We start from the raw sequence: 25,112 nt of genomic DNA, 5'->3' as shown, positions 1-25,112 counted from the left end.
CGAGGTGACGGCTCGGCCCGCAACGCGGCACATACGCCCCGCACCGCACGGTCCAGCGGTCACCCCGGCCGCCCGATCACCAGGTCACCAGGTAGCCGGGTAGCCGGTGTTCAGCCGAGCCGCTCCCGCAGCCCCGTCTTGAGGATCTTGCCGGCGGCGTTCCTCGGCAGCTCGGGCACCACGATCACCCTGCGTGGCACCTTGAAGTTGGCCAGCCGTTCCCTGCAGTGCGCGATGACGTCCCGCGCCGACGGTTGCGGGCCCCGGCGCGGGACCACGTAGGCGCAGGGCACGGAGCCGAGCCTGGCGTCGGGCATGCCGACCACCGCGGACTCGGCGACCAGGGGGTGTCCGGCCAGGACGTTCTCCACCTCGGCCGGATAGACGTTGAAGCCGCCGACGATGATCATGTCCTTGATCCGGTCGGTGATCTTCAGACAGCCGTGCTCGTCGAGCCGCCCGACGTCACCGGTACGCAGCCAGCCGTCGGCGTCGATCGCCGCCCGGGTCGCGGCCTCGTCCTCGAAGTAGCCGAGCATCACGTTGTCGCCGCGCAGCAGGACCTCGCCGTCCTGGCCGGTCGCCACGTCCGCACCGTCCGCGTCGACGACCCGGATCTCGATACCCGGCACGGCGGGCCCGGTCGTCTGCTCCACGTGGGCCGGATCCTCACCGGGGCGGGAACCGGTGGCCACGGTGCACTCGGTCAGGCCGTACGCCTGCGCCACGGTCTGGAAGCCCAGCTCCTCGCGCATGCGCCGGAAGAGGGACTCGGGGACGGTGGCGGCCCCGGCGGTCGCGAAGCGCAGGGTGGACGGCCGCAGTTCTGCCAGCCGGGGGTGATCCAGGAGCGACACGAAGACGGTCGGCGCGCCCGGGAGCACGGAGATACCGGCGGACCGGATCAGTTCCAGGAGGCGGCCCGCGTCGAACGTCTCCACCGGGTAGATGGTGGCACCGGCCGTGAGGGCGGCGACCACACCGGCCTTGTAGCCGAAGCCGTGGAAGAACGGGTTGACGATCGCGTAGCGGTCGGCGGGGCTCAGGGCCGCGCCCTCGGCCCAGACCAGGGCCGCCCCGATGGTCTGCCGGTGGGCGCTCATGACCCCCTTGGGCACACCTGTCGTGCCGGAGGTGAACATGATGTCGCAGATGTCGTCGGGGCCGACCGCCGCCGCGATCCGCGCTCCCTCCTCCTGCGGCACCTCGTCCGCGCGCGCGGTGAAGTCGCCCCAGGACAGGACGGCGTCGCAGGACACGTCCGCGGCGATGTCCACCACGTTCCGCAGCGCGGGCAGCCCCGGGACGGGGCCGGTATCGCCCGGTGCCGCCTCCCCGGCCGCCGCCGTCTTCAGCATCTCCATGTAGTCGACGCCGAGGAAGCCGTTCGCGAGGACGAGTACCGAGGCGCGCGAGCGCCGCAGCACGACCGCTGCCTCGTGACCGCGGTAGCGGGTGTTCATGGGCACCACGGACGCCCCGGCGCACTGCGCGCCGAGCAGGGCGAGAATGAACTCCAGCCGGTTGGGGGCCCACACCGCGACCCGGTCTCCCGGGCGGACTCCCACGGCGGCGCAGGCCCGCGCGGTCCGCCCGACGAGTTCGGCCAACTGCCGGTAGCCGACCTCGACGGCGCCGTCGACGACCGCCGGATGGTCACCATGGCGCTCCGCCGCCCGGGCCAGCAGCCCGGGGACGGTCGAGGGAGCCGGCTCTTCGATCACGCGAGACCTCCGAACAACCAAATGCTTGGTAGGTATGCTGGGCAGTGCACGGCCCGGGCCAGCGGTCCGCAAGTCGCCGTCCCGTTCAGTGGGACGGCGGGGAGCGGGGCCTGTGGCAGGATTCGAGCACATGCTTGCCGGCCGGAGGACGATCCCCGGCGGAAGGGACGAACGACATGGCGGCACGACGCCCCGCCCGAGCGGCAGCCCCGGCACGGACGGCGGCCAGGAACGGCACCGGTTCCGAGCGCAGGGCGGAACTCCTGCAGATCGCGGCCGGCCTGTTCGCCACCCGCGGGTACACCCAGACCACCGTGCGGGACATCGCCGACGAGGCGGGCATCCTGTCGGGCAGCCTGTACCACCACTTCAGCTCGAAGGAGGACATGCTCGACGAGATCCTCCGGGGTTTCCTGGACCGGCTCCACGAGCGCTTCACGGAGATCGAGAAGGAAGGGACGGACCCGAGGGAGGTCCTCGACCAGCTCATCACCCATGCCTTCACCACCATCCATGAGACGCCGGAGGCCGTGGCCCTCTACCAGAGCGAGGCGGACACACTCGTCGGGCAGTCCGGTTTCGAGTACGTCGACCAGCTGGGAAAGAAGATCGAGAAGATCTGGCTCCGAACGCTCACGGCGGGCCAGCGGTCCGGGGTCTTCCGCGCCGACGTCGACGTGAGCCTGACGTACCGGTTCATCCGGGACACCGTGTGGTGCAGTGTGCGGTGGTATCGCCCGCGCGGCAAGTTCCGTGCCGAGGCGCTGGCCGAGCAGTACCTCCGCGTGCTGCACGGCGGTCTCGTCACCGGGTGACCGGGACCTCGCGGTCGCGCAGGCCCCGGGGGTCGACCACCTCGCGGATGAGCCGCAGTTCGCCCGGGTCTGGCAGACGGGTCTCGCCGGCGCCGCTCGTGTCGATCTCGAACCCGGTGTTCACCCGGACCTCTTCCGCGGTGACACCGGGATGCAGCGACCGTACGCGCAGGCGCCCCTCCGCGTCGTAGTCGAGGACCGCGAGGTCGGTGATCACCACGCCCAGGTGGTGGAAGCCCAGCCCCTTGGTGCCGCGGGCGCGGTCGTTGCCGACGCCGCAGACCACGTCCACCTTCTCGACGAAGACCTTGGGCGTGTGCCGGGCCACCCAGTAGTCGGTGCGGTGGTTGGCCGTGTTGCCGGGCGCCCCGCGCACCCCGATGAGCTGCCGCTTCGGACGTCGCCAGTCGCCGATGAGCGAGATGTTCTGGTTGCCGTACCGGTCGATCTGGCTGGCCCCCATCATGCTCTGCCGGCGCCCACTGGCGACAAGGTCGAAGACCCGCCGGTAGGGCACCCAGCCCTCGACCACGCCCCCGTCGGCGGCGGTCCGGCCGAGCGGCGGCGGCTCGCTCATGAAGTACGCCTCGCCGTCGGTGAGGATCAGGTCCGGGCTGGTCGTCAGCCGGGCGAGCCGCGCCCCGATCGAGGGCACCACACCGACCGCGTGCGCCAGCACCTCACCGGCGTCGCGCCACGCGTCGGCGCACGCGGCGGCGCACACCTCGGCCCGGGTGATCTCCGTCATCGGCCCTCCTCCTGTCCGTCGCGCCGGGCGTGGAAGTCCGCCACGGCCGCCTGGTACGCCTGCTCGTCGCCGTCGAGGAACGTCTTGCGGAACAGCTCCCAGGACCCGGTGTCCCGCGCCGCCGCCGCGTAGTGCGCCTGGAAGGTCTCGTCCCGCCCGTAGTCGGGTTCGCACGAGGTGAAGTGCGCGCCCCGCGGCGCCTCGATCACCCCGTTCACGAAGAGGCGGCTGATCAGCACCGACTGCGCGGGGGCGGCGGCGAGCAGTTCCCCGGGCCCGACGATCCGCTCGGTGCTGACGAAGCAGCGGTCGGCGGCCATCGCGAACAGGTCGTCGAAGTACGGGTCCGGGCCCAGGTATTGCGCGTTGCCCGCGGCGTCGGCGCGGTTGACGTGCACCAGGGCCACGTCGAGCCGCAGGGCCTTCATCGCCACGTACTCGTCGTCGGAGTACGGGGAGGCGATCGTCACCAGGTCGGGGTTCATCGTGAGGACGTCGGAGCCGAGGCCGGCCCGGGTGGGCAGGAAGTCCAGCCGGTTCGCGGCGGCGCGCAGCCCGGTGACGAACATGCCCTCGTCGTACTCCGCGGTCTCGACGGCGCCCCGCTCCCGCACGGCCCGGAAGTGCGGGTCGAGCGCGATGCTGTCCAGCGAGACGAAGCCGTAGACCAGCTTGCGGACCCGGCCCGCCGCGCACAGCAGTCCCACGTCCGGGCCGCCGAACGTGACGACGGTCAGGTCGCGGACGTCGGTGCGCAGCAGTTCACGCACCAGCGCCATCGGTTTGCGCCGTGATCCCCAGCCGCCGATGCCGACCGTCATGCCCGACTCGACGGTCCCGGCGAAGTCCTCCAGGGACATCGCTTTGTCACCCATGGACACTTCCTCTCACGCCCGGAAGGCTCGAAGTTCCCGAATTAACCTAGCGCTTGCTTGGTGACGAAGCAATTGTTAGGTTGACTCGGGCCGACCGATGACTGCCCGGCGACCGGGAACAGGCGGAGCACCCGCGAAGGAGACAGAGATGACCGACTCCAGTCCGAGGACGCGAACCCTGGGCGGGACCCGGGTCTTCCCGGTGGGCATGGGCGCGATGACCCTGACCCAGGTGCCCGGCTACGACGAGGCACGGGCGGTCCGTACGGTGCACGCGGCCCTGGACGCCGGGGTGACGCTCTTCGACACCGCGGACGTGTACGGCCCCGCGGCGGGGTACGGCGTGAACGAGTCGATGCTGGCCAAGGCCCTCGCGGACCACCCGGGTCCGGTCGATCACGTGGTAGTGGCGACGAAGGGCGGCCATCTCAGGCCCGGCGACCAGGAGTGGGACGTCGACGGCCGGCCCGAGCACCTGCGCCGCGCGTGCGAGGACTCGCTGCGCCGCCTGGGGCTGGAGGCCCTGCCGCTGTACCTGCACCACCGGCCCGACCCGAAGGTCCCCTACGCCGAGACCATGGGCGGGCTGCGCGATCTGTACGAGGCGGGGCTGATCCGGCACGCCGGGATCTCCAACGCGAACCCGGAGCAGATCCGGCTGGCGCACGGGATCCTCGGCGACACGCTGGTCGCGGTGGAGAACGAGTACTCGCCGGGGTTCCGCTCCAGCGAACCGGAGATCGCGCTGTGCGAGGAACTCGGACTGACGTTCCTGGCCTGGGGGCCGTTCGGCGGGATGCGCCAGGCGAAGGGACTCGGCGCGCGGTACGCGGCGTTCGAGGACGTCGCACGGGAGCGGGGTGTCAGCACGTACCAGGTGGTGCTCGCCTGGCAGCTGCACAGGTCGCCGGTGGTGGTCCCCATCCCGGGGGCGAGCCGGCCGGAGTCGGTCCGGGACTCCGCCGCGGCGGCCGGCCTCGCGCTCAGCGGCGAGGAGCTGGCGCGGCTGGAGCGGGACGAGACCTGAACAGGGAGAGGACCGGGCCCCGGTCAGGGGGCGCTCCCCGCTTCCGGCGGCTCCACGAGTTCGACCCGGACCCGGTCCGGGTCGAGCACGTAGACGAGACGGCATCCCTCCAGCGGACCCTCCCCGGCCGTGACGGGCTCCGACAGCACGGCGACCTCCTCGGCCCGCAGCCGGACGAGCAGGGCGTCGAGTCCGTCCACGTCGACGGCCACATGGACCGAGCCCGCACGGCCGTGGTCCGGGTCGGTCACCTCCGGGGAACCGCCGACGTACTGGAGCAGTTCGATGAGTGTCGCCCCCCGGGACAGGCGGACAAAGGCCTGACGGACCACGACGCCCGGGTATCCGGTCACGGCGTCGATCCTCGGGCCGCTGCGTTCCCAGGAACCGACCCGCTCGCCCCCGAGGATCCGCGCGTAGAAGTCGAGAGAACGGTCCAGGTCGCTGACGGTGATGCCCACATGGTTGACGGAGTAGGTCACGGCGGTCCTCCTGACGGCTCCTGGAGTTAGACTAACAAGCAATTGCTTGGTTGAGGGATTTCGGCCGGGAGGAGCCCGGAAGTGGTCGTGCAGGCCGTGGACCTGAGGGACAGGATCGCCTTCGTCACCGGAGCCGGCCAGGGACAGGGCGCGGAGCACGCGCGGACCCTGGCCGGACTCGGCGCGAGCGTCGTCCTCACCGACCTCGACGAGAGCGGCGTGCGGGCGGTCGCCGGCCGTATCGCGGGCGACACCCTGACCTGTCCCCTCGACGTCGGGGACAAGAGCGCCTGGGCGGCGGCGATGGCCCGGACCGCGGACCGTTTCGGACGGGTCGACATCCTGGTCAACAACGCGGGCATCTCGATCGGGGAACCGCTCGCCGAGCTGTCCGAGGAGAATCTGGCGGCCACGCTCAGGGTCAACCTCGTCGGGGCGGTCCTCGGTATGCAGGCGGTGCTTCCGCTGATGCGCGGGCGCGGCGGTTCCATCGTCAACATCGCCTCCACGGCCGGGCTCACGGGCTACCCCGGCGGCCTCGCCTACTCCGCGTCGAAGTGGGCGCTGCGCGGCGCCACCCGGTCGGCGGCCAAGGAGCTGGGCGGGTACGGGATCCGGGTCAACTGCGTCTGCCCGGGAGCGGTCGACACCGCGATGATCAGCGAGGAGACCCGGGCGGGCGGCGGGGCGGTCGCCGGGCAGGCCATCCCCCGGGTCGGCACGCCCTCGGAGGTGGCCGCCATGGTGGCCTTCCTCGCCAGTGACGCGGCGAGTTACTGCACCGGCCAGGACTTCGTCGTCGACGGCGGGCAGTCCGCGTGACCGTCAGCGGGAGCGGGGTGAGCCGTGGGCCACGGGAGACGGAGCGGGACCGGGCGAGGGAGGACCTCGTCGAGGCGACGCGGGCGCTGGCCCACGCCGTCGCCGTGACCGACCTCCACGGCGGCGAGCTGGCCCGTGCCACCGAGACCCTCGCGTCCGTGACCCGGGCCCTGGAGAAGCGGGCCGGGACCCGGTGCGTGCCGCTGCCCGTGGCGGAGACCGTCGGCGTGCCGCGGGTGCTCCTCGACCAGTACAACCCGGTGCACCTCCCCCTGGAGGTGTCGTTCGCGGCGGACGGCCGCAGCGCGTCGGCCGCCACCGTCGTGAACGCCCTGTACGAGGGCCCCACCGACTCGGTGCACGGCGGTGTCTGCGCCCGGCTGATGGACAACATGCTGGGCATCCTGGTCCAGTCCACCGGGCTGTTGTGTGTGACCGGGTCGCTGTCCGTGCGCTATCTCGCCCGCACGCCGCTGGAGCGGACCCTGCTGCTGCGCTCCGAGATCGTGGAGCGCTCCGGACGCAAGGTCGGCGTCACCGGACGGATCGAGTGCGAGGGCGTGCGCACGGTCGAGGCCGAGGCGGTGTTCATCGAGGTCCCGCACCGATGACCTGGCGGAAGAGCCGCTGCCGGTGCTCGTGCGGCTGACCGAACAGCTGGGACAGAGCGTGGGCCCGCTTGAACACGAGCTGGGCGTCGTGCTCCCAGGTGATCGCGATTCCGCCGTGCAGCTGGACGGTCTCGGCGGCGACCTTGTTCAGCGCCTCGGAGCACCAGGCCTTCGCCAGCGCCGCCCGTGCCGGCAGCCCCGGGTCGTCTTCCGCCGCGGCGGCGCGGGCCGCCGCCCAGGAGGCGGACCTCGCCGTCTCGACCTCGACCAGCATGTCGGCCATACGGTGCTTCAGCGCCTGGAACGACCCGATGGGGCGGCCGAACTGGACGCGCTCCCTGCTGTAGGCGACCGTCATGTCGAGGGCCCGCTGGGCGGTGCCGACCTGAAGGGCGGTGACGGCGACGGCGGCGATGTCGTACAGGGTGCCGAGCGGACCGGCCGCGTCGAGGGTCAGGGGGGTCGCGGGCGACCCGTCGAACTCGATCCTGGCGAGGCTCAGCGTCGGGTCCATCGCCGGGGTCGGGGTGCGCCGCACCCGCTCGTCGTCGGGGTCGACCTCGAACAGGCCCACCTGTCCCGGGCCGGTCCGGGCCACCACCAGCAGGACGTCGGCGTCGGCGCCGTCCAGGACCAGGGAGGCCGTTCCCGTGAGGGACCAGGCACTTTCGCAGTCTGCGCGCACGTCGCTGCGGTCGGTGCGCCAGTGGCCGTCCTCACCGGCCCAGCAGAGGGCTGCCACGGAGGTGCCCTCGGCGATGCCGGGCAGCAGCCGCTCGCAGGCCGCCTCGTCGCCGCTGAGCAGCAGCGCCCGGGCCGCGAGCACACCGGAGCCGAGCAGCGGAGAGGGGGTCAGCGCCGCGCCCAACTGCTCCAGCACCACGTGCGTTTCGAACAGGGTGAAACCCGCGCCGCCGTAGCGCTCCGGGACGGCCAGGGCCGCCGCACCCACCTGTTCGCACAGGGTGCGCCACAGGGCCGTGTCGTAGCCCGGGGCCCGTGCGACGGCGGCCCGCACCGCACCAGTGTCGCTGCGGCGCTCCAGCAGCCGCCGTACGGTCACGGCGAGTTCGTTCTGTTCCTCGGTGGGTGCGAACGTCATCGGTCCCCCTTCGGGAAGGATGCTGGGCAGAACGGGAGGATCCCCGGGCAGGGCGGGGGCCGGCCTCAGGCGTTGCCCGCCGTCTGCCGTCCCGAGTCGCGCATCGCCCGAGCGTCCATGCCCGCGAGGGAGTCGACGCTCACCTCGGCGTTGTGGGAGTGGGCGGCGTGGTGCAGGCCGAACACCGAGTCCATGCCGGTGCGCATTCCCTGCAGATCCTCGGCCTGGTTGATCGCCCGCTTGGTGAGCGCGAGGCCGAAACGGGGCATCGCGCTGATCCGCTCGGCGAGCGCGAAGACGGCCGACTCCAGCTCCTCGCGTGGCACCACATGGTTGACCATGCCGAGCTGGTGCGCGCGCTGGGCGCTGAAGCGGTCTCCGGTGTACAGGAACTCCTTGGCCGCGCGCGGGTTCATCACCCACGGGTGGGCGAAGAACTCCACGCCCGGGATGCCCATGCGGACGACGGGGTCGCAGAAGAAGGCGTCCTCCGAGGCGACGATGAAGTCGCAGGACCAGGCCAGCATCAGCCCGCCGGCGACGCACGCGCCCTGGACCATGGCGATCATCGGCTTGGGGATCTCCCGCCAGCGGCGGCACATCCCCAGGTACACCTCGGACTCCCGGGCCAGCCGGGCGTCGACGCCCTCCTTGTCGGTGTGGTCCCACATGATGACGGCTCTGCGCTCGAAGCTCTCGTGGATGTCACGGCCCGGCGTGCCGATGTCGTGGCCGCCGCTGAAGTGCTCGCCGCTGCCCGCGAGCACGACGACCTTCACCGCGTCGTCGTCGACGGCCCGGGTGAAGGCGGCGTCGAGGGCGTACGTCACCTTCGAGTTCTGCGCGTTGCGGTACCGGGGGCGGTTCACCGTCACCACGGCGACCGGGCCGCGGACCTCGTAGGTGACGACCTGCTCCTCGGCCGGGCGGCTCTCCGCAGCGGACATGCCAGCTCCTTCACAGGGACCACGAATGCATACCAAACAAGTGCTTGGTGGGTTAGTGTAGGCGATGCCCCAGCTCCCGAACAGCACGATCGTGAACCGACGGCACCTTCGAGGGGGAAAGCGTGCAACTGCCAGGCACAGCGCAGGACGAGGCCTTCCGCCGCGAGGTCCGGGACTGGCTGGAGACCCACCTGTCCGGCGACTTCGCCGGTCTGCGGGGACTCGGCGGCTCCGGCCGGGAGCACGAGGCGTACGAGGAACGGCTCGCCTGGGACCGGCATCTCGCCGCCCACGGCTGGACCTGCATCGGCTGGCCCGAGGAGTACGGCGGCAGAGGGCTCGACCTCGCCCGGCAGGTGGTGTTCCACGAGGAGTACGCCCGCGCCGACGGGCCCGCCCGCGTCAACCACCTGGGGGAGGAACTGCTCGGGCCGACCCTCGTCGCCTTCGGCACCCAGGAGCAGAAGGACCGCTTCCTGCCCGCGATCCGCACCGTCGAGGAACTGTGGTGCCAGGGCTACTCCGAGCCGGGTGCGGGCTCCGACCTGGCCGCGGTGTCCACCCGGGCCCGGCTGGAGCCGGCAGCGGGGGCGGGAGAGCCGGACCACTGGGTGATCGACGGCCAGAAGGTGTGGACGTCCCTCGCGCACCTGGCCGACTGGTGCTTCGTGGTCGCACGGACCGAGCCGGGCTCCGTGCGGCACGCCGGGTTGTCGTACCTGTTGGTGCCGATGCGCCAGGAGGGCGTCATCGTACGGCCCATCACCCAGCTGACCGGCACCTCCGAGTTCAACGAGGTGTTCTTCGACGGCGCGCGGACCGACGGTTCGCTGGTGGTCGGCGCGCCCGGCGACGGCTGGAAGGTCGCCATGGCCACGCTCGGGTTCGAGAGGGGCGTCTCCACACTCGGCCAGCAGATCGGCTTTGCCCGCGAACTGGACGCGGTGGTGGAGCTGGCCCGGCGGACAGGTGCCATCGACGACCCCGCGATCCAGGACCGGATCACCCGCGCCCACATGGGCCTTGAGATCATCCGGCTCAACGCGCTGCGGATGCTGGGCGGTTCGGGCTCCCAGCGGCCCGAGGCGTCGATCGCCAAGCTGCTGTGGGGCACCTGGCACCGGGGGCTCGGGGAGCTGGCCATGGAGGTGGCGGGTGCCTCCTCGCTGGTGGCGCAGGGACCGCCGTACGACCTGGACGCCTTCCAGCGGCTGTTCCTGTTCAGCCGGGCCGACACGATCTACGGCGGCTCGAACGAGATCCAGCGCAACATCATCGCCGAGCGGGTGCTCGGCCTGCCCAGGGAGCCGAAGGCATGAACACGCGACGAGCCGGACAGGCACCGCCCGACTACGTACCCGGACACGGGCTGCTCGCCGGCCTGACCGTGGTGGTCACCGCCGCCGCCGGCGCGGGCATCGGCTCCGCGGTCGTACGGCGCTGTCTGGAGGAGGGGGCGCGGGCCGTGGTCCTCGGTGACGTCCACGAGCGGCGGCTGGGCGAGGCCGCAAAGGAACTGGCCGAGGAGTTCGGGGCGGAACGGGTCGCCACCGCCCTGTGCGACGTGACCCGCGAGGAGCAGGTGAACGCCCTGCTGGACGCGGCGGAGCCGTTCGGCGGGGTCGACGTGATGGTGAACAACGCCGGGCTCGGCGGGACCCGTTCCGTCCTGGAGATGACCGACGAGGAGTGGTCACGGGTCCTGGACATCACCCTCACCGGGACGTTCCGCTGTGTGCGCGCCGCCGGCAACCGGATGGTCCGCGCGGGCCGCCGGGGCGTCATCGTCAACAACGCCTCTGTGGTCGGCTGGCGGGCCCAGGAGGGGCAGGCGCACTACGCCGCCGCCAAGGCCGGGGTGATGGCCCTCACCCGCAGTGCGGCGGCCGACCTGGCCCCGCACGGCATCCGGGTCAACGCGGTCTCGCCGAGCCTGGCGCTGCACCCGTTCCTGGCGAAGGTCACCACCGAGGAGTTCCTCGACGAGCTCAAGGGCCGCGAGGCGTTCGGCCGGGCCGCGGAGCCCTGGGAGGTGGCCAACGTGATGGTGTTCCTGGCCAGCGCCTACTCCTCGTACATGACGGGCGAGGTCGTCTCCGTCAGCAGCCAGCACGCCTGAAGTCCCCGTACCCCGCAATGGCGGAGAAGAAGGAGGAAGAGCGTGGCCGAGGCCTACATCGTCGACGCCGTGCGCACCCCGGTGGGGCGGCGCGGCGGATCCCTGTCCGACGTGCACTCCGCGGACCTCGCGGCCCATGTGATCGGCGCGCTCGTTCGGCGTTCGGGCGTCGACCCGGCCGCCGTCGACGACGTCATCCTGGGCTGCAACGACACCGTCGGCTCCCAGGCCGGGGACGTGGCCCGCACCGCCTGGCTGGTGGCGGGGCTCCCGGACCACGTGCCCGGGGTGACCATCGACCGGCAGTGCGGCTCCAGCCAGCAGGCCGTGCACTTCGCGGCGCAGGGCGTCCTGTCCGGCACCGCCGACCTGATCGTCGCGGGCGGGGTGCAGAACATGTCCGCGATCCCGATGTCCGCCTCCATGACACTGGGTGAGCGGTACGGCTTCACCACGCCGTTCGCCGAGTCGCCGGGCTGGGTGGCGCGCTACGGCGAGCAGGAGGTCTCGCAGTTCCGGGCCGCCGAGATGATCGCGGAGAGGTGGCGGCTCTCGCGCGAGGAGATGGAGTCCTTCGCCCTGCGCAGTCACCGGCGGGCGGTGGCCGCGATCGACCAGGGGCGCTTCAAGGACGAGATCGAGCCGGTCGGGGACTTCGCCGCAGACGAGTGCCCGCGCCGTGACACCTCACCGGAACGGATGGCCGCGCTGGCCCCGCTCCGGGAGGGCGGCCGGCTCACCGCCGCGCTGGCCTCGCAGATCAGCGACGCCGCCTCGGCCCTGCTGGTGGCCTCCGAGCGGGCGGTGCGCGAGCACGGCCTCACGCCCCGCGCCCGGATCCACCACCTCTCCGTCTACGCCGACGACCCGGTGTGGATGCTGACCGGGCCCATCGCGGCGACCCGGCGCGCCCTGGACCGGGCGGGGATGTCGGTCGGTGACATCGACCTGTTCGAGGTGAACGAGGCGTTCGCGTCCGTGGTCCTCGCCTGGGCCGCGGAGACCGGCGCCGACCCGGACCGGGTCAACGTCAACGGCGGAGCGATCGCCCTCGGCCATCCCATCGGCGCCACCGGCACCCGGCTGATGACCTCACTGCTGGGCGAACTGGAACGCACGGGCGGCCGGTACGGGCTCCAGACCATGTGCGAGGGCGGCGGTCAGGCCAACGTCACCATCGTCGAGCGGCTCTGACCGGCGGGCGTGGCACGGCGCGACCCGCACGAGAACGGGCCCGCCCTCATGGGGCGGGCCCGTTCTCCCGTCAGGCGGCGGGCACGTCCAGAGGTGCAAGAGCCGGGTACTCTCGGGGCGCCATGGCGTGGACGTCCGTGAGCAGGGCGATGAAGTCGCGGTCGGTCATGGGGTCGGAGGGCTCGCTGAATCGCACCCCGCGCGCCCTCAGATCGGCGATCAGCACGTCGAAGACCTTGTCGAAGGTGAGGTCGTCGGTGTGGTCCAGATACCGGGTGACGTCCGCCAGGTCCTCGAAGACCAGCGCGGTGTAGTGGAACAGCGACCGGCTGTCGCGGTGCGCGAAGCGCGCGATCTCGGTGTCGCCGTCCCGGACGACCCACGCGTCGTCGCCGTCGGCTGTCAGGAACGATCCCATGGTCAGGGCGGGCAGATCGCGGCGGTCACGCGGGCCGTTGGCCTCGCGGCGGTGGAACATCCGGGAGTTGTCCGAGAGGACCGCCGTGTTGCGGAACGGCGCCACCAGCCGGCTCGGCGCGCGCTCCGGGCCCTCGGGCCAGTAGGTGAAGCCACCGTCGACGTCGGAGTCGTAGAAGTAGGTGATCACCTGGCCCGACTTGACCTCCCAGGAGTCGAACAGGCCGGACTTGGCCATCACGCTCATCAGCCAGATCGGGGCGTTCACCGAGCTGACCCCGCGCCAGTTGCCGCTGTCGAAGTGGCCGGCGTCGAAACTGCGGGAGGGGCCGCAGAGGTTGAACAGCATGTGGTGGGCGAAGCCGTAGCGGGCCTTGTGCATCCGCAGCACCGGTTCCAGGAGCTTGCGGCTGAAGTAGAGGTCGTGGAGCTCCGGGTACAGGACCGCGCCCTCCCGGGCGAGGTAGCCGCGGAACACCGGGGCGACGAAGTCGGCGAGTCCGGCGTCCGGGGAGCGGTCCCTGGCGCCGGACACCGCGAAGTACTCCTCGGCGGAGGCGAAGTGGTGGGCGAGCACCAGCTTCCAGGGGGCGTTGGCGCGTACGACGCCGAAGAGGGTGCCGACCTCCTCGGGCGTGTAGAAGTCCTGCAGGACCTCGGGGGGTGCTACGGGCGTCAGCGGGTGTCGGTCTCGATGCGCAGGGGCCATGGACGGGTCCTCGTGACGTTGGGGGTGGCCGGAGCTGTGCGGGTGCGACGGCACGGGTGTCTCACAGCGACTGAACGAGTTCGAGGCGGTGCCCCTCGGGGTCGAGCACGAACGCGGCCCTGAGCTTGAAGTCGGACACCTCGAACGGAACCTGCTCGACGGTGCCCCCGGCCTCGGACACCCGGCGCACGGTGTCGTCCAGGTCGGGCACGGTGAAACCGAGGATGGCCTCGCCGGGCCCCTGCCCCGGCCGGTTCGGGAAGTGCACCAGGACCAGCGTGGGGTCACCGCCGGCGGCGGAGGTCATGATGATCTCCTCCAGCGCGTCGTCCCCCGTGCCATGGGCGTACCGGTACTTCTCGGCCATGCCCAGCACGGAGGCGTAGAAAGCGAACTGGGACTCGATGTCGTTCACCAGGATCTTGGTGAAGTGGAAACGGGCGTCGTGAGTCATGTCGGTCCTCCTTCCCTGCGGAGTATGGCCATCGCGCCCGACACAAACAAGCACTTGCTAGGTTTCCTCCGAGCTCGGTACAGGCGCACGAACGGGGCTCCGTGGTCATCGGCGCGGCTCTGACCATCGCACCCGCCCTGGCGGTACCGCACGCCGGGCTCCCGGTCCCGCACCGCACCGGTCCCGATCAGCGGGAGTTCCCGCCCTGCTTCCGCAGGCTCCTGCAGCACACTGCACTACGGGATCCACGGGGCCGTCCCGTACGGCAGGCCCTCGCAGGTTTCCGGAGGCCTTTCGCGAGTCCCGGGGGCGAGGCCGTTCGCGAGTACGCGCGCCGCGCCCAGGTCCGGGCGCCTTCCCGGTGGAGGCCCTCCGGTCCCGCCCGTCTTCAGCCGCCCGCACACGGAGGGGTACGACGATGTCCCAGCACGTTCCCACGCCCGACCCGGACGCCGCCGCGCTGTACGAACTGCGGCACACGCAGAGCGGAGGCGCCGGCATGCGGGAGCGAGGGCTGGCGGCCGTACGTGCCGTACTGGAGGCGCTGCCGCATCCGGTGGACATGCCCAAGATGGCCGCCGTGGAGGACCGGGACATCCCGTGCGTCCACGGTCGGCTGCCGATCCGCGTCTACAGCCCCACCGCGGACGCCGAGTTGCCGGGCCTGGTGTACTTCCACGCGGGCGGGCTCGTGATGGGCACGAACCACTCCTTCGAGCCGCTCGCCCGCGCCCTCGCCGAGGCCACGGGGCATCGCGTGTTCGCCGTCGAGTACCACCTGGCCCCCGAACATCCGCCGCCGGGGCAGATCGAGGACGCGTGGGCGGCGACCGAGTGGGTGGCCGCCCACGCGGCGGAACTCGGTGTCCTGCCCGACCGGATCTCCGTCCTCGGCGACAGCGCGGGCGGCACGCTGGCGGCGCTCGTCGCGCTGCGCGCCCGCGACCGGGGAGGCCCCCGACTGCTGTGCCAGGTCCTGGTGTACGGCGGGCTCGACCGGGATATGGCAGCCGCCTCGATGCACGAGATGGACGACGTCGCGGGGCTGTCCCGTGACGACCTCCTCTACCTGCACGAGCTCGCCAGGGCGGGGCGACCCGAACCCACCTCCGGCGACGAGATCCCCGGGTACTGCCCCGATCTGCGCGGTGTGGCGCCCGCGATCGTGGCCGTAGGCGAACTCGACCCGGTCCGTGACTGGTCGCAGCGGTACGCCGCCCGGCTCGGCGAGGCCGGCGTACAGACCACGTTCACCCGCTACCCCGGGGTCGGCCACGGCTTCCTGATGCAGCAGCACCACCTCGCGCGCGGCCGGCTGGCGCTGCACGAGATCGCGGGGTTGCTGCGGGCCAAGGCCGAGTACCCGCTGCCCTGGTGAGCGCCACCCACAGGGAGAGTCCGCAAGCCCCACAGCACGCCGCTCCATCCCAGCCCTCCCCGAAGCGAGGCCCCATGACGACGTCCGTCATTCCCGACGACCGGCCGACCCGGACGGTGCGCCCCGTGCCCGACGCGGACCCCGAGCGGGTGCACGCGGCGATCGACGCGGTCGAGCCGGGCCCTCTGCTGATGACACTGGTGCACCTGACGGACGACCGTGCTCTGCTCACCGAGTTCCGGGAGCGGATCGCGGCGGCGAAGGCGGCCCACCCCGAGCGGGTGCTGAGGCCCGGCGAGTACCCCGAGGAGGTCGCGGACGAGGTGCGCCGCCGCGCCCACGACATCCTGCCCCGGCTGCCGGGCGGACTGGTCCCCTTGCTGCGCGTCCCGGACGAGGACCTGTTCATGGAGATGGTCCGGGTGGCCACCGACGACACGGTCGGCCCCGAGTACGGGCCCTATCTGCGGGAGCAGGGCGGCTTCGCCGGCCTGCCCGAGTCCGCTTCCGAACACCGACCGGTGCCGCCCGGCTTCCGGGTCGCGGTGGTCGGCGCCGGGATGATCGGCATCAACGCGGCGGTGAAGCTCGCCGAGGCCGGGTTCGAGTACCGGGTGTTCGAGGCCGGCGACGACATCGGCGGGACCTGGGCACGCAACACGTATCCCGGGGCCGCGGTGGACACGCCGAGTCACTTCTACTCGTACTCCTTCGAACTCAACCCGGAATGGTCGAAGTTCTACCCGACGGGTCCCGAGTACCTGCGCTATCTCCACCACGTCGCGGACAAGTACAAGATCCGCGACGACATCGCCCTGTCCCACCGGGTGCTCGGCTGTGCGTGGGTGGACGAGCGGCAGATCTGGCGGGTCACCGTGGCGGGTCCGGACGGGGCCACCGAGGTGTACGAGGCGAACGCGGTCATCACCGCGACCGGCGTCCTCAACAGCGCGTACGTCCCCGAGGTGCCCGGTCGGGAATCGTTCGCCGGTGCCACGATGCACACCGCCGAATGGGACGACTCCGTCGACCTGGACGGCAAGCGGGTGGTGGTGCTCGGCACCGGCTGCACCTCGGTGCAGGTCGTGGCGAGCCTCGCGGGGCGGCCCGGGCATCTCGATGTCGTCTTCCGGCAACCGCACTGGATCGCGCCGGAGCGCAATGTGATCAGCCGGGTCGACGACGCCACCCGGTGGGCGATGCGGCACGTGCCGTACTACCAGCAGTGGTACCGGCTGGTCACGCACTGGTTCACCGCGGACAAGAGCTTCGCCATCCCGAGGATCGACGAGGAGTGGTACGCCACTCATGTGTCCTCCTCGCCCGCCAACGACGTCCTGATGCGGATCTGTCTCCAGCACCTGCACGAGGAGCTGGGCGACCGGCCGGACCTGGTGGAGATGCTCACGCCCGACTTCCCGCCGTTCGCCAAGCGGATCGTGAAGGATCCGGGCTTCCTGGCGGCGCTGCGCCGCGACGACGTGGCGCTGCACCGGGCGTCGTTCGAACGGATCGAGCCGGACGGGGTGCGGCTGACCAGCGGCGACTTCCTGCCCGCCGACGTGATCATCTGGGCCACCGGTTTCCGGCTGGAGTACCTGGGCTTCCTCGACGTGGTCGGTCGGGACGGGGTGACGCTGGCCGAGCGCTGGGACGGCGGCCGAGATCCGCGCGCCCACCTGGGCGTCACCGTCCCCGGGTTCCCCAACTTCTTCGTCACCGCCGGGCCGAACGCCGCGCCCAACCACGGTGGCGGGCACAACGTGACGAGCGAGGAGCACGTCCACTACGTCATCGAGTGCCTGCGCCACCTGGTCGACCACGGCTACACCGCGATGGAGCCGACGCCGGAGGCGACCCGGGAGTACAACGAGCGGGTCGACGCCGAACTCGACCGCACGGTCTGGCAGCACCCCGGCACGGCGAACGGCTACTACCGCAACACCGCCGGACGCGCCTGGGTGACCTGCCCGTGGCGGCTCGTCGACTACTGGGCGATGCTGCGCGCACCCGACCCGGAGAGCTTGCTGCTGTACAAACGGCCGACCGCGGAGACCGCCCAAGCGGGGGCTGAACGGTCGTAGGGGCAGGTGGCGGCGCAGCGGAGACCGGAGCAACCATGCCGCCACCAACGAGGGTTGGTGGCGGCGAGTGTCAGACGCCGGCTACCGCCCTCGGGACGGGCCGGCCCGACAGGGTGGCTCGCACTCAGGTGTGCAGGCCCCGCAGAAGCGTGGGCGCCTTGACCCCGATACCGGCTGCGGGGGCGTCCAGGAGGCCGATCTGGGTGAGTACCGAGGCGTGGTCCCACATCAGGTGCTCGTACTTGATCAGGTCGCCCTCGAAGCCGACCACGACGTTCATCACCACCTCCACCGGCTTGCCGGTCGGGGGGACACCCGGGATCTTCCAGGGCATCTCGCGGTCATGGGTGAACCGGAAGATGAACTCGTCCCAGATGTGGTTGTCGTCCATCACCCGGGTGGTCAGCTCCTGTTCGACGTCGGCCGGGACGTTCGGCAGGAACCACTGCGAGTAGAACTTGTAGACCTCGTCCCGGCCGTCGAGCAACTGGCCGAGCGGTGCACAGTAGATGTACGGGTCGTCGCACATCGTCGCGATGGCCGCGTCGGGGTCGTGGAGAGCGAACTCGGCGTAGCCGTGTCGCTCCCAGACCTCCAGCATGTGACGCTGCCGGTCGTTGGCCGGTTCGAACATCGTGTCCTCCTGATCGTCGTTGAGCGGGCGGATGCGGGACAGCAAACGGCGACATCAGGACAGGCGCCACTCTTCCGGCCCGTTCAGTGGACCGGCGGCGTCGAGTCAGTCGGCCTGGTACTCGAAGGCCCCGTCGACGAGGATCATCTCGGTGACCGAGTGCCGCTGCCGGATCGCGACGGCCTTCTGGTACTCCGGCGAGTGGTAGAACGCCAACGCGGCTTCCTTGGAGGGGAACTCCTGGATGAAGTAGGCGCCCTCCCGCGGCTCTCCTTCGAGCACCTCGGCCACGACGCCCTGCGCGAGGTGGGTGTGCGGGTGGTCCTCGACGACCCGGAGATAGGCCTCGACGTACTCCTGCATCCCGCGCTTGGACTCCTCGCTGGAGTCCTTCAGGTGACTGCGGGCGATGATGTATGCGGGCATCGACACGACCTTCCCATGCGGCGACCGCCACGTTGCGGTCCTGGTGGGGAGATTGAAGTACCCGTCCCCGCCGTCGACCAGCGCCCTGGTCCGCTCAGTGGACTCCGGTGCCGGGGACTTCGGAGCCGGGGGCCTCCCGCGTCCCGCTTGACCGCCGGACGGTCCCGGTCAGCGGGATCCGCTCTCCGTGATCGTGCGAGCCCGGAAGCAGACTCCGTTGCAGGTGCGCTGAGGGTACGCCGCCGGTGGGGCCTCGACTCCCGGGTCGCGCCGGCGGCACCTCCGCCTCCGGTGTCCGCCATCGTGAAGAAGGGGAGCCGTCGACGTCCCAGCAGGGTCCCGCACGGGGCGGGCCGGGCGCCCGTGCGGCACCGGCACCGGCACCGGCACCGCAGCGGGCCCGCAACGGGCCGCCCGCATCGCACAGACGAAGGGAACCGAACGACCATGGGCATGTTCGACCTCACCGGACACGTGGCGCTGGTGACCGGTGCCGGCCAGAACGCCGGGGCCGGCATCGCCCGCGCGCTGGCGGAGCAGGGCGCCGCGGTGGCGGTCAACGACCTCCGGCCCGAACGCGCCGAGGCGACGTGCGCCGAGATCGAGAAGGCGGGGGGCCGGGCGGTGCCGGTGCCGTTCGACGTCACCGACATCGACGCCGTCCGCGCGGGGGTCGCGCGGGCCGGGGAGGCGCTCGGCGGGACCGTCGACATCATGGTGAACAACGCCGGGATCCCCGCCGACATGGGCTACGGCCCGTTCCGGGACATCGCGCCGGAGCGCTGGCGCGGGCCGGTCGAGATCAACCTGTTCGGCGCGATGAACTGCGTGCACGCCGTCCTGCCGGGTATGCGGGCGACCGGCTGGGGCCGGGTCGTGCAGATCTCCTCGGGCGCGGGACGGACCGGCCTGGCCATCGGGGTGTCGCTGTACGGGGCGGGCAAGAGCGGTGTCGAGGGGTTCGTCCGGCACATCTCCCAGGAGGAGGCGAAGGCCGGGATCACGGCGAACACGCTGGCGCTCGGGCTGATGCAGAGCGCCGGCGGGCCGGGGATCGACCGGATCGCTGAGGGCATCCCGGTCGGACGTCTCGGCCGACCCGAGGACGTCGGCGCCGCCGTCGCCTTCCTCGCCTCCCCCGAGGCGTCCTGGCTCACCGGCCAGACGATCGACCTCAACGGCGGGAGCCACACGCGCTGAGGACGACGGCGCCCGGCACCCCGTGCGTACCGATGGCGGTCCGCGCACCGACACCGACCCGGCAGAGAGGACCAGGACAGTGGGGTTTCCGCTGGCGGGCGTCCGCGTCATCGATGTGAGTTCCACGTTCATGGGGCCGTACTGCACGATGCTCCTCGCCCAGTGGGGCGCCGAGGTGACCAAGGTGGAGCCGCCGGGCGGTGACGTGGTCCGCAAGATCGGGGACGTGCGCGGCACGTCGATGGGGCCGGTGTTCCTCAACGTCAACCGGGGCAAGCGGAGCGTGGTGCTCGACCTGAAGCAGGGCGGCGCGCGCGGACTCCTGGAACGCCTGGTGGCGGGGGCCGACGTGGTGGTGCACAACATGCGGTCCGGTGCGGCCGAGCGCCTCGGCCTGTCGGCGGACGCCGTGCTGCGGGCCAACCCCCGTGCCGTGCACTGCGCGTTCCGCGGGTTCGGGGCGGGTGGGCCGTACGAGGACCGGCCGGCCTACGACGACGTCATCCAGGCGGCCAGCGGCATGGCCGCGCTGCAGGGCGGGGCGGGCGGGGCGGAGTACGTCCGCACGGCCGCGGCGGACAAGATCGTCGGGCTGATGGGCGCGGCGGCCGTGCTGGCGGCGCTGCACGGCCGCGAGGTGACGGGCCGGGGCCAGGCGGTCGAGGTGCCCATGATGGAGACGATGACCCAGTTCATGCTCCTGGAACAACAGGGCGGCTGGGTGTTCGACCCGCCCGCCGGGCCGGCCGGGTACGCGCGTACGGCGTCACCGCACCGGCGGCCGTGCCGGACCAAGGACGGCCACCTGGCCGTGATGATCTACACGGACGCCCAGTGGCGCGCGTTCTTCGACTGCGTCGGCCGGCCGGAACTCGCCGACGACCCGCGGTACCGCACGATCCGGGAGCGCACCGAGCACATCGACGAGCTGTACGCCTTCCTCAACGAGGAGATGGCGGCCAGGACGACCGCCGACTGGCTTGCCGAACTGGAACGCCGGGACATCCCGGCCGCCCCGGTCAACACCGTCACCGACCTGTTCGAGGACCCACATCTGCGGGCGACCGGCTTCTTCGAGAGCGTCGACCACCCCAGTGAGGGCCCGCTCCTGCTGCCCCGCCAGCCCGTCCGCTTCGGGCAGGGGTCGCGGGCGGAGGTGACCGGCGGCCCTGGTGACGGGGGCGGCCTGCTCCCCGCGTACGTCCGGCGCTCAGCCGCAACCGCCGGGCGCGACGCCCCGCGCACTGCGGGTCCGGACGAGAACGGACTCGCTCGCCCGGGCGGCCCGGAGCCGTACGGCCTTCCCCACGACCCCCGCCCGGACGAACACGCCCTCCCCGGCACCCCTGGGGGCGGGCACCCGCTCCCCCTCACCTCCGGCCCGCACGAACACCTCCCCCACGCCCCGCGCCTGGGTGAGCACAGCCTCGACGTGGCACGGGAGGCCGGTCTCGACGACGCCGAGATCGGACTCCTCGTCGCCTCGGGGGCGTTGGGCTTGCCCCGGGGCGACGGGACCCCCACCGGACGTACGCCGCGCGGGGGGCCGGTGCGCTCGGCGAGCGGCTCGGCGGGACCACTCGAATGACGGCAAGGACACCGGTGACACCGGCACGGCGACCGAGACGGCGACTGGGACGGACATGGCAGACCTCGAATACTCCGTGAAGGACCGCATCGCGACGATTCAGCTGAACCGTGCGCGGCGCAGGAACGCTTTCACCCTGGACATGGTCGACGCCTGGGCGGACCGGCTGCGCGAGGCCGAGGACGATCCGGAGGTCCGCGTCATCGTCGTCACGGGCTCGGGCGGTTCCTTCTGCTCCGGGGTGGACCTGTCCGACTTCAAGGGCGAACAGCGCGACCCGCTGGCCGAGAAGGAACTGCTGACGCGGCGGGTGCACCGGGTCGCGCTGACCCTGGAGGACGTCTCCAAGCCGGTGCTCGCCGCGGTCGACGGGCCGGCCGTGGGTGCCGGGATGGACATGGCGCTGCTCTGCGACATCCGGTTCGCCTCGCGCACGGCGCGCTTCAGCGAGGGCTACATCAAGGTCGGGCTCGTCCCCGGTGACGGCGGGTGCTGGCTGCTTCCACGCGCGGTCGGCACCGCGACCGCGCTGCGGCTGCTGTGGACGGGCGACTTCGTGTCGGCCGACGAGGCGCTGCGGATCGGCCTCGTGGAGGAGGTGTTCGAGGCCGACGAACTCCTCGACCGCGTGTACGCGTTCGCGGCCCGGCTCGCCGAACGGCCCCCGGCCGCGGTGCAGATGATCAAACGTGCGGTGCGCCAGGGCGCCCGGCACGATCTGCGCACCGCCCTGGACCTCATCTCCTCCCATCAGGCCGTGATCACGTCGACCCGGGACTCGGCCGAGGCGTACGCCGCTTTCCGGGAGAAGCGTCCCGGGGTCTTCACCGGCCGCTGACCGCGGATGCCTTCGCCGAGCCCCCAGAGAGGTCTTTCATGAGCCCACCGCCGCCCCTCGACGCCGGCGCCGAACTCCGCGCCCGGGTCAGGGAACTGACCGCGTCCTGGCGTGCGGCCGGCCGGTACGTGCCCCGCAGCGACTCCTGGCTGCGCTCGTTCGACCTGGAGTTCAGCAAGGCGCTCGCCGCGGACGGACTGATCGCCATGACGTACCCGAAGGAGTACGGCGGCGCGGGCCGCAGCAACGTGGAGCGGCTGGCCGTCACCGAGGAGCTGCTGCGGGCCGGGGCGCCGGTCGCGGCCCACTGGATCGGCGACCGGCAGATCGGCCCGGCGATCCTGAGGCACGGCAGCCCCGCGCTGCGTGCGGAGATCCTGCCCCGGATCGCCGCCGCCGAGGCGGTGTTCTGCCTGGGCATGAGCGAACCCGAGGCGGGCTCCGACCTGGCCGCCGTCCGCACGTCCGCGACGCCGGTCAAAGGTGGATGGCTGATCTCCGGACACAAGATCTGGACCAGCCACGCCCACCGGGCCACCCACGCCTACGTCCTGGCGCGCACCGCGCGGACGGAACGCAAGCACGAGGGGCTGACCGAGTTCGTCCTCGACATGGACGCCGACGGGGTGTCCACGACACCGATCCCGGACCTGGCCGGTGAACACCACTTCAACGAGGTGCGCTTCGAGGAGGTGTTCGTGCCCGCGCACCGGGTGATCGGGACGGTCGGCGACGGCTGGCGGCAGGTCGTCGAGCAGTTGTCGTTCGAGCGCGGCGGCGCCGAGCGCGTCCTGTCCAGCTACCCGGTGCTGGCCGAGCTGGTGGCGCACGCCGCCGAGGAGCGGGACGACGCCGAACTCCGTTCTCTTCTGGGGTCGTTGGTCGCGCGCCTCGCCGTGCTGCGGCGGCTGTGCCGGGAGGTGGCCGGACGGCTGGACGCCGGACAGGCGCCCGTACAGGAGGCCGCCGCGCTGAAGTACCTCGGGAACGCCTTCGAGGTCGACGTCGTCGAGGCGCTGCGCCGCACCGGTCTGTGCCATGAGCCCTCCCCCGACGGCGCGTTCGGCCAGGCCCTGCTCGCCTCCCCCGGCTTCGGGCTGCGCGGCGGCGCGGCCGAGGTCCTGCTGTCCCTCGTGGCCCGTCAGGAGACACGTGCATGAGCGAGTACGCGGAGGAGTTGCGGGAGCTGGTGGCGTCCGTCGTCCCCGACGGCACGTCGACGGCGGGGCCCGACGGGGTGCGGGAGGTGTGGGAGAGCCTGCGTGGTCTGGGGCTGCCCCGGATCGGCGTGCCCGAGGAACGCGGGGGCTCGGGCGGCGCCCTGGAGGACCTGCTGGTGGTCGTCGGGGCGCTGGCCGCCCGCGGGGTCGGTGTGCCGGTGGTCGAGTCCTCGGTCGCGGACTGGGTGATCAGCCACGAACGGCCGCTGGACGACTCCCCCGCCACCCTGGTGCTGCCGGACGGGCCGCCGACGGCCTGGGACGACGCGGACGGCGGGACGCTCACCGGCGAGATCCCGCTGGTCCCCTGGGCGCGCGACGCGGCGCTCCTGGTGGTGTGCCGGCCCGGGCTGGAGGCGCTGCTCGTGGACCTGCGGCACGCGTCGGTGAGCTTGGTGCCGGGTGAGAACCTGGCCGGGGAGCCGCGGGACACCGTACTGCTGGCCGGTACGCCCGTCCTGCCGGCCGCCGCCGGGCCCGGGTACGAGGCGGTGCGCGCGCGTCTGGCGCTGCTGTGGTCGGCCGCGGTGACCGGTGCCGCGCACGGCGCGTACCTGCTGACGAGGACGTACGTGGGCGAACGCCGGCAGTTCGGCGCCCCCTTGACACGTCTGCCGGCGGTGTCGTCCGGGCTGGCACAGATGAAGGTGCACCTGCTGCAGGCGGACGCCGCGCTCGCCCTCGCCCGGGAGGCGATGACGGCGGGCGGCCCGGACACGGACGGTGCCGGGCCGCGGGTTTCGGACGCCGTCGCCGTGGCGCGCCTCACCACCGCACGCACGGCGACCGAAGTCGCCCGCACGGCACACCAGTTGCACGGCGCCATGGGCATCACGCAGGAGTACCCGCTCCACCACCTCACCCGCAGGCTGTGGGCCTGGCGCGACGCCGTGGCCACCGAGCGGGACTGGGCCGACGAACTCGGCAGACGAGCGGCGGACCTGGGCGAGACCGGCGTCTGGACGCGTCTGACCATGGGCCCGTCCTAAGTCACTGCCACCGCGGTCGCGCAACGGTGACGCCGAAACGCGTCCGCACATCCGGGGCGCGTTCCGGGAGCCTCGTCCGCTCCGACGCCTGGGCAGGCGCGCACCGCGCGACCGGCGATCAGCTCACCCTCGGCGCACTGCTGAACGGGGCGCGAAGAGCGGGAACGGAAGATCGCCGCGTGGGCCGAGGCGGCCCAGGAGCGGTTCGCGGGGCTTTCCCCGCGGCTCAAGGAGTCGCACCGGGCCGTCGAAGAGATCCCGATCACCCGCACATGGCTGCAGCCGCCCCCATCGACAACACCGCGGCCGTAGTTGCCCGGCGGGCCCTCGACCGGTCCGTCCGCCCCCACCGACGAGGCGATTACGCAGTCGACACCCGGGGCCGCGGGCAACCGAGACGGCGAGAAAGCAAGAAAGCGAGAACAGTGTTCTTGACAGTGGTCGACGCCCGGGGCAGGCTTGTCCGCAAGAGAGAACACTGTTCTCGAAAGCCACCCGAAAGGACCGTCGCCATGACCACGGCATCCTCGTCCTGGATCCACCACACCCCCTCCCGTCGCTGGGACCGCATCGGCCGCGGCCTGATGGCCTTCAACGCCGTGCTCACCTTCGCGGTGTTCGTGAACGGGCTCTTCCTGATGGCCGACGCCGGCGACGACCGCATGATGGTGGAGGGATGGCGCACCTTCGGCTATCTCGTATTCAGCGC

General features: G+C 72.0%; 24 protein-coding genes and 1 pseudogene. 15 read left to right on the top strand and 10 right to left on the bottom strand.

Annotation, left to right across the window (positions count from 1 at the left end):
* Positions 1-110: 110 nt before the first annotated feature.
* Positions 111-1,724, bottom strand: a complete 1,614-nt coding sequence (locus ACFULQ_RS33825) for an AMP-binding protein (RefSeq protein WP_383551353.1) — start codon at positions 1,722-1,724, stop codon at positions 111-113.
* Positions 1,725-1,900: 176 nt separating this feature from the next.
* Here ACFULQ_RS33825 and ACFULQ_RS33820 point away from each other — a divergent pair, with 176 nt between their 5' ends.
* Entirely contained in the window at positions 1,901-2,539 is a 639-nt protein-coding gene (locus tag ACFULQ_RS33820) for a TetR/AcrR family transcriptional regulator (protein WP_383551351.1), read from the top strand.
* Here the strand turns inward: ACFULQ_RS33820 and ACFULQ_RS33815 are convergent.
* Positions 2,529-3,287: a CoA-transferase subunit beta gene (locus ACFULQ_RS33815; protein ID WP_383551349.1), complete on the bottom strand. Its 759-nt coding sequence runs from the start codon at positions 3,285-3,287 to the stop codon at positions 2,529-2,531. The two genes, ACFULQ_RS33820 and ACFULQ_RS33815, sit on opposite strands and share 11 nt — an antisense overlap.
* Positions 3,284-4,162: a CoA transferase subunit A gene (locus ACFULQ_RS33810; protein ID WP_383551348.1), complete on the bottom strand. Its 879-nt coding sequence runs from the start codon at positions 4,160-4,162 to the stop codon at positions 3,284-3,286. The genes ACFULQ_RS33815 and ACFULQ_RS33810 overlap by 4 nt, the downstream gene beginning before the upstream one ends.
* Before the next feature lie 148 nt (positions 4,163-4,310).
* Between ACFULQ_RS33810 and ACFULQ_RS33805 the strand changes: the two genes are divergently transcribed.
* Positions 4,311-5,189 (top strand): aldo/keto reductase, encoded by an 879-nt coding sequence (locus tag ACFULQ_RS33805; RefSeq protein WP_383551346.1) that lies wholly within the window; start codon positions 4,311-4,313, stop codon positions 5,187-5,189.
* A gap of 23 nt (positions 5,190-5,212) precedes the next feature.
* On the opposite strand, the gene ACFULQ_RS33800 is transcribed toward ACFULQ_RS33805, so the two are convergent.
* On the bottom strand, positions 5,213-5,671 hold the full coding sequence (locus tag ACFULQ_RS33800; RefSeq protein ID WP_383551344.1) for a VOC family protein: 459 nt from the start codon (positions 5,669-5,671) through the stop codon (positions 5,213-5,215).
* 81 nt (positions 5,672-5,752) lie between these two features.
* On the opposite strand from ACFULQ_RS33800, the gene ACFULQ_RS33795 reads away from it, so the two are divergent.
* Together ACFULQ_RS33795 and ACFULQ_RS33790 are read left to right on the top strand one after the other, a co-directional pair.
* On the top strand, positions 5,753-6,493 hold the full coding sequence (locus ACFULQ_RS33795) for an SDR family NAD(P)-dependent oxidoreductase (RefSeq protein ID WP_383551342.1): 741 nt from the start codon (positions 5,753-5,755) through the stop codon (positions 6,491-6,493).
* A 17-nt stretch (positions 6,494-6,510) separates the two neighbouring features.
* Positions 6,511-7,104: a PaaI family thioesterase gene (locus tag ACFULQ_RS33790; protein ID WP_383551340.1), complete on the top strand. Its 594-nt coding sequence runs from the start codon at positions 6,511-6,513 to the stop codon at positions 7,102-7,104.
* Here ACFULQ_RS33790 and ACFULQ_RS33785 read toward each other — a convergent pair.
* The gene (locus ACFULQ_RS33785) at positions 7,082-8,206 is read right to left on the bottom strand and encodes an acyl-CoA dehydrogenase family protein (RefSeq protein ID WP_383551337.1); all 1,125 of its coding nucleotides are present in this window, start codon (positions 8,204-8,206) and stop codon (positions 7,082-7,084) included. The two genes, ACFULQ_RS33790 and ACFULQ_RS33785, sit on opposite strands and share 23 nt — an antisense overlap.
* A gap of 65 nt (positions 8,207-8,271) precedes the next feature.
* Positions 8,272-9,153, bottom strand: coding sequence for an enoyl-CoA hydratase (locus ACFULQ_RS33780; protein ID WP_383551335.1), 882 nt, complete (start codon positions 9,151-9,153; stop codon positions 8,272-8,274).
* Between the two features lie 122 nt (positions 9,154-9,275).
* On the opposite strand from ACFULQ_RS33780, the gene ACFULQ_RS33775 reads away from it, so the two are divergent.
* From ACFULQ_RS33775 to ACFULQ_RS33765, 3 genes are read left to right on the top strand one after another with little or no spacing between them, the layout of a single operon-like run.
* Positions 9,276-10,472, top strand: a complete 1,197-nt coding sequence (locus tag ACFULQ_RS33775) for an acyl-CoA dehydrogenase family protein (RefSeq protein ID WP_383551333.1) — start codon at positions 9,276-9,278, stop codon at positions 10,470-10,472.
* The gene (locus ACFULQ_RS33770) at positions 10,469-11,272 is read left to right on the top strand and encodes an SDR family oxidoreductase (protein ID WP_361275938.1); all 804 of its coding nucleotides are present in this window, start codon (positions 10,469-10,471) and stop codon (positions 11,270-11,272) included. The genes ACFULQ_RS33775 and ACFULQ_RS33770 overlap by 4 nt, the downstream gene beginning before the upstream one ends.
* Before the next feature lie 42 nt (positions 11,273-11,314).
* Positions 11,315-12,466, top strand: coding sequence for an acetyl-CoA C-acetyltransferase (locus tag ACFULQ_RS33765; RefSeq protein ID WP_383551330.1), 1,152 nt, complete (start codon positions 11,315-11,317; stop codon positions 12,464-12,466).
* 70 nt (positions 12,467-12,536) lie between these two features.
* Here the strand turns inward: ACFULQ_RS33765 and ACFULQ_RS33760 are convergent, their stop codons facing one another.
* Together ACFULQ_RS33760 and ACFULQ_RS33755 are read right to left on the bottom strand one after the other, a co-directional pair.
* Positions 12,537-13,592, bottom strand: coding sequence for a hypothetical protein (locus ACFULQ_RS33760; RefSeq protein ID WP_383551328.1), 1,056 nt, complete (start codon positions 13,590-13,592; stop codon positions 12,537-12,539).
* 61 nt (positions 13,593-13,653) lie between these two features.
* Positions 13,654-14,046 (bottom strand): VOC family protein, encoded by a 393-nt coding sequence (locus ACFULQ_RS33755; protein WP_383551326.1) that lies wholly within the window; start codon positions 14,044-14,046, stop codon positions 13,654-13,656.
* A gap of 418 nt (positions 14,047-14,464) precedes the next feature.
* On the opposite strand from ACFULQ_RS33755, the gene ACFULQ_RS33750 reads away from it, so the two are divergent.
* Together ACFULQ_RS33750 and ACFULQ_RS33745 are read left to right on the top strand one after the other, a co-directional pair.
* Complete coding sequence (locus ACFULQ_RS33750) at positions 14,465-15,424, top strand: alpha/beta hydrolase (RefSeq protein ID WP_383551324.1); 960 nt, start codon at positions 14,465-14,467, stop codon at positions 15,422-15,424.
* Between the two features lie 74 nt (positions 15,425-15,498).
* Complete coding sequence (locus ACFULQ_RS33745; RefSeq protein WP_383551322.1) at positions 15,499-17,508, top strand: flavin-containing monooxygenase; 2,010 nt, start codon at positions 15,499-15,501, stop codon at positions 17,506-17,508.
* 124 nt (positions 17,509-17,632) lie between these two features.
* On the opposite strand, the gene ACFULQ_RS33740 is transcribed toward ACFULQ_RS33745, so the two are convergent.
* Together ACFULQ_RS33740 and ACFULQ_RS33735 are read right to left on the bottom strand one after the other, a co-directional pair.
* The gene (locus ACFULQ_RS33740; RefSeq protein ID WP_381009466.1) at positions 17,633-18,142 is read right to left on the bottom strand and encodes a nuclear transport factor 2 family protein; all 510 of its coding nucleotides are present in this window, start codon (positions 18,140-18,142) and stop codon (positions 17,633-17,635) included.
* Positions 18,143-18,247: 105 nt separating this feature from the next.
* The gene (locus ACFULQ_RS33735; RefSeq protein WP_361275922.1) at positions 18,248-18,568 is read right to left on the bottom strand and encodes a DUF1330 domain-containing protein; all 321 of its coding nucleotides are present in this window, start codon (positions 18,566-18,568) and stop codon (positions 18,248-18,250) included.
* A gap of 447 nt (positions 18,569-19,015) precedes the next feature.
* On the opposite strand from ACFULQ_RS33735, the gene ACFULQ_RS33730 reads away from it, so the two are divergent.
* The 6 genes and pseudogenes from ACFULQ_RS33730 to ACFULQ_RS33705 all read left to right on the top strand — a co-directional run.
* Positions 19,016-19,768, top strand: a complete 753-nt coding sequence (locus ACFULQ_RS33730) for an SDR family NAD(P)-dependent oxidoreductase (RefSeq protein WP_383551320.1) — start codon at positions 19,016-19,018, stop codon at positions 19,766-19,768.
* Positions 19,769-19,847: 79 nt separating this feature from the next.
* Positions 19,848-21,356, top strand: a complete 1,509-nt coding sequence (locus ACFULQ_RS33725) for a CaiB/BaiF CoA transferase family protein (RefSeq protein WP_383551318.1) — start codon at positions 19,848-19,850, stop codon at positions 21,354-21,356.
* Positions 21,357-21,411: 55 nt separating this feature from the next.
* Positions 21,412-22,194: an enoyl-CoA hydratase/isomerase family protein gene (locus tag ACFULQ_RS33720; protein ID WP_383551316.1), complete on the top strand. Its 783-nt coding sequence runs from the start codon at positions 21,412-21,414 to the stop codon at positions 22,192-22,194.
* Between the two features lie 38 nt (positions 22,195-22,232).
* Entirely contained in the window at positions 22,233-23,354 is a 1,122-nt protein-coding gene (locus ACFULQ_RS33715) for an acyl-CoA dehydrogenase family protein (protein ID WP_383551314.1), read from the top strand.
* On the top strand, positions 23,351-24,403 hold the full coding sequence (locus ACFULQ_RS33710) for an acyl-CoA dehydrogenase family protein (RefSeq protein WP_383551312.1): 1,053 nt from the start codon (positions 23,351-23,353) through the stop codon (positions 24,401-24,403). The genes ACFULQ_RS33715 and ACFULQ_RS33710 overlap by 4 nt, the downstream gene beginning before the upstream one ends.
* Positions 24,404-24,915: 512 nt before the next feature.
* Positions 24,916-25,112: pseudogene (locus ACFULQ_RS33705) on the top strand (hypothetical protein); the annotation flags it as partial.

Source organism: Streptomyces sp. NPDC057253 (genome assembly GCF_042669125.1).
Classification (GTDB): Bacteria; Actinomycetota; Actinomycetes; order Streptomycetales; family Streptomycetaceae; genus Streptomyces.
This window is presented reverse-complemented; position numbering and strand designations above follow the sequence as displayed.

What these genes read in the sequence shown, in the direction of transcription:
- ACFULQ_RS33785 (WP_383551337.1), bottom strand. Translation starts at nt 8,206, where the DNA reads ATGACGTTCGCACCCACCGAGGAACAGAACGAACTCGCCGTGACCGTA.
- ACFULQ_RS33820 (WP_383551351.1), top strand. Translation starts at nt 1,901, where the DNA reads ATGGCGGCACGACGCCCCGCCCGAGCGGCAGCCCCGGCACGGACGGCG.
- ACFULQ_RS33715 (WP_383551314.1), top strand. Translation starts at nt 22,233, where the DNA reads ATGAGCCCACCGCCGCCCCTCGACGCCGGCGCCGAACTCCGCGCCCGG.
- ACFULQ_RS33780 (WP_383551335.1), bottom strand. Translation starts at nt 9,153, where the DNA reads ATGTCCGCTGCGGAGAGCCGCCCGGCCGAGGAGCAGGTCGTCACCTAC.
- ACFULQ_RS33760 (WP_383551328.1), bottom strand. Translation starts at nt 13,592, where the DNA reads ATGGCCCCTGCGCATCGAGACCGACACCCGCTGACGCCCGTAGCACCC.
- ACFULQ_RS33745 (WP_383551322.1), top strand. Translation starts at nt 15,499, where the DNA reads ATGACGACGTCCGTCATTCCCGACGACCGGCCGACCCGGACGGTGCGC.
- ACFULQ_RS33815 (WP_383551349.1), bottom strand. Translation starts at nt 3,287, where the DNA reads ATGACGGAGATCACCCGGGCCGAGGTGTGCGCCGCCGCGTGCGCCGAC.
- ACFULQ_RS33805 (WP_383551346.1), top strand. Translation starts at nt 4,311, where the DNA reads ATGACCGACTCCAGTCCGAGGACGCGAACCCTGGGCGGGACCCGGGTC.
- ACFULQ_RS33740 (WP_381009466.1), bottom strand. Translation starts at nt 18,142, where the DNA reads ATGTTCGAACCGGCCAACGACCGGCAGCGTCACATGCTGGAGGTCTGG.
- ACFULQ_RS33730 (WP_383551320.1), top strand. Translation starts at nt 19,016, where the DNA reads ATGGGCATGTTCGACCTCACCGGACACGTGGCGCTGGTGACCGGTGCC.
- ACFULQ_RS33755 (WP_383551326.1), bottom strand. Translation starts at nt 14,046, where the DNA reads ATGACTCACGACGCCCGTTTCCACTTCACCAAGATCCTGGTGAACGAC.
- ACFULQ_RS33735 (WP_361275922.1), bottom strand. Translation starts at nt 18,568, where the DNA reads ATGCCCGCATACATCATCGCCCGCAGTCACCTGAAGGACTCCAGCGAG.
- ACFULQ_RS33720 (WP_383551316.1), top strand. Translation starts at nt 21,412, where the DNA reads ATGGCAGACCTCGAATACTCCGTGAAGGACCGCATCGCGACGATTCAG.
- ACFULQ_RS33750 (WP_383551324.1), top strand. Translation starts at nt 14,465, where the DNA reads ATGTCCCAGCACGTTCCCACGCCCGACCCGGACGCCGCCGCGCTGTAC.
- ACFULQ_RS33770 (WP_361275938.1), top strand. Translation starts at nt 10,469, where the DNA reads ATGAACACGCGACGAGCCGGACAGGCACCGCCCGACTACGTACCCGGA.
- ACFULQ_RS33810 (WP_383551348.1), bottom strand. Translation starts at nt 4,162, where the DNA reads ATGGGTGACAAAGCGATGTCCCTGGAGGACTTCGCCGGGACCGTCGAG.
- ACFULQ_RS33710 (WP_383551312.1), top strand. Translation starts at nt 23,351, where the DNA reads ATGAGCGAGTACGCGGAGGAGTTGCGGGAGCTGGTGGCGTCCGTCGTC.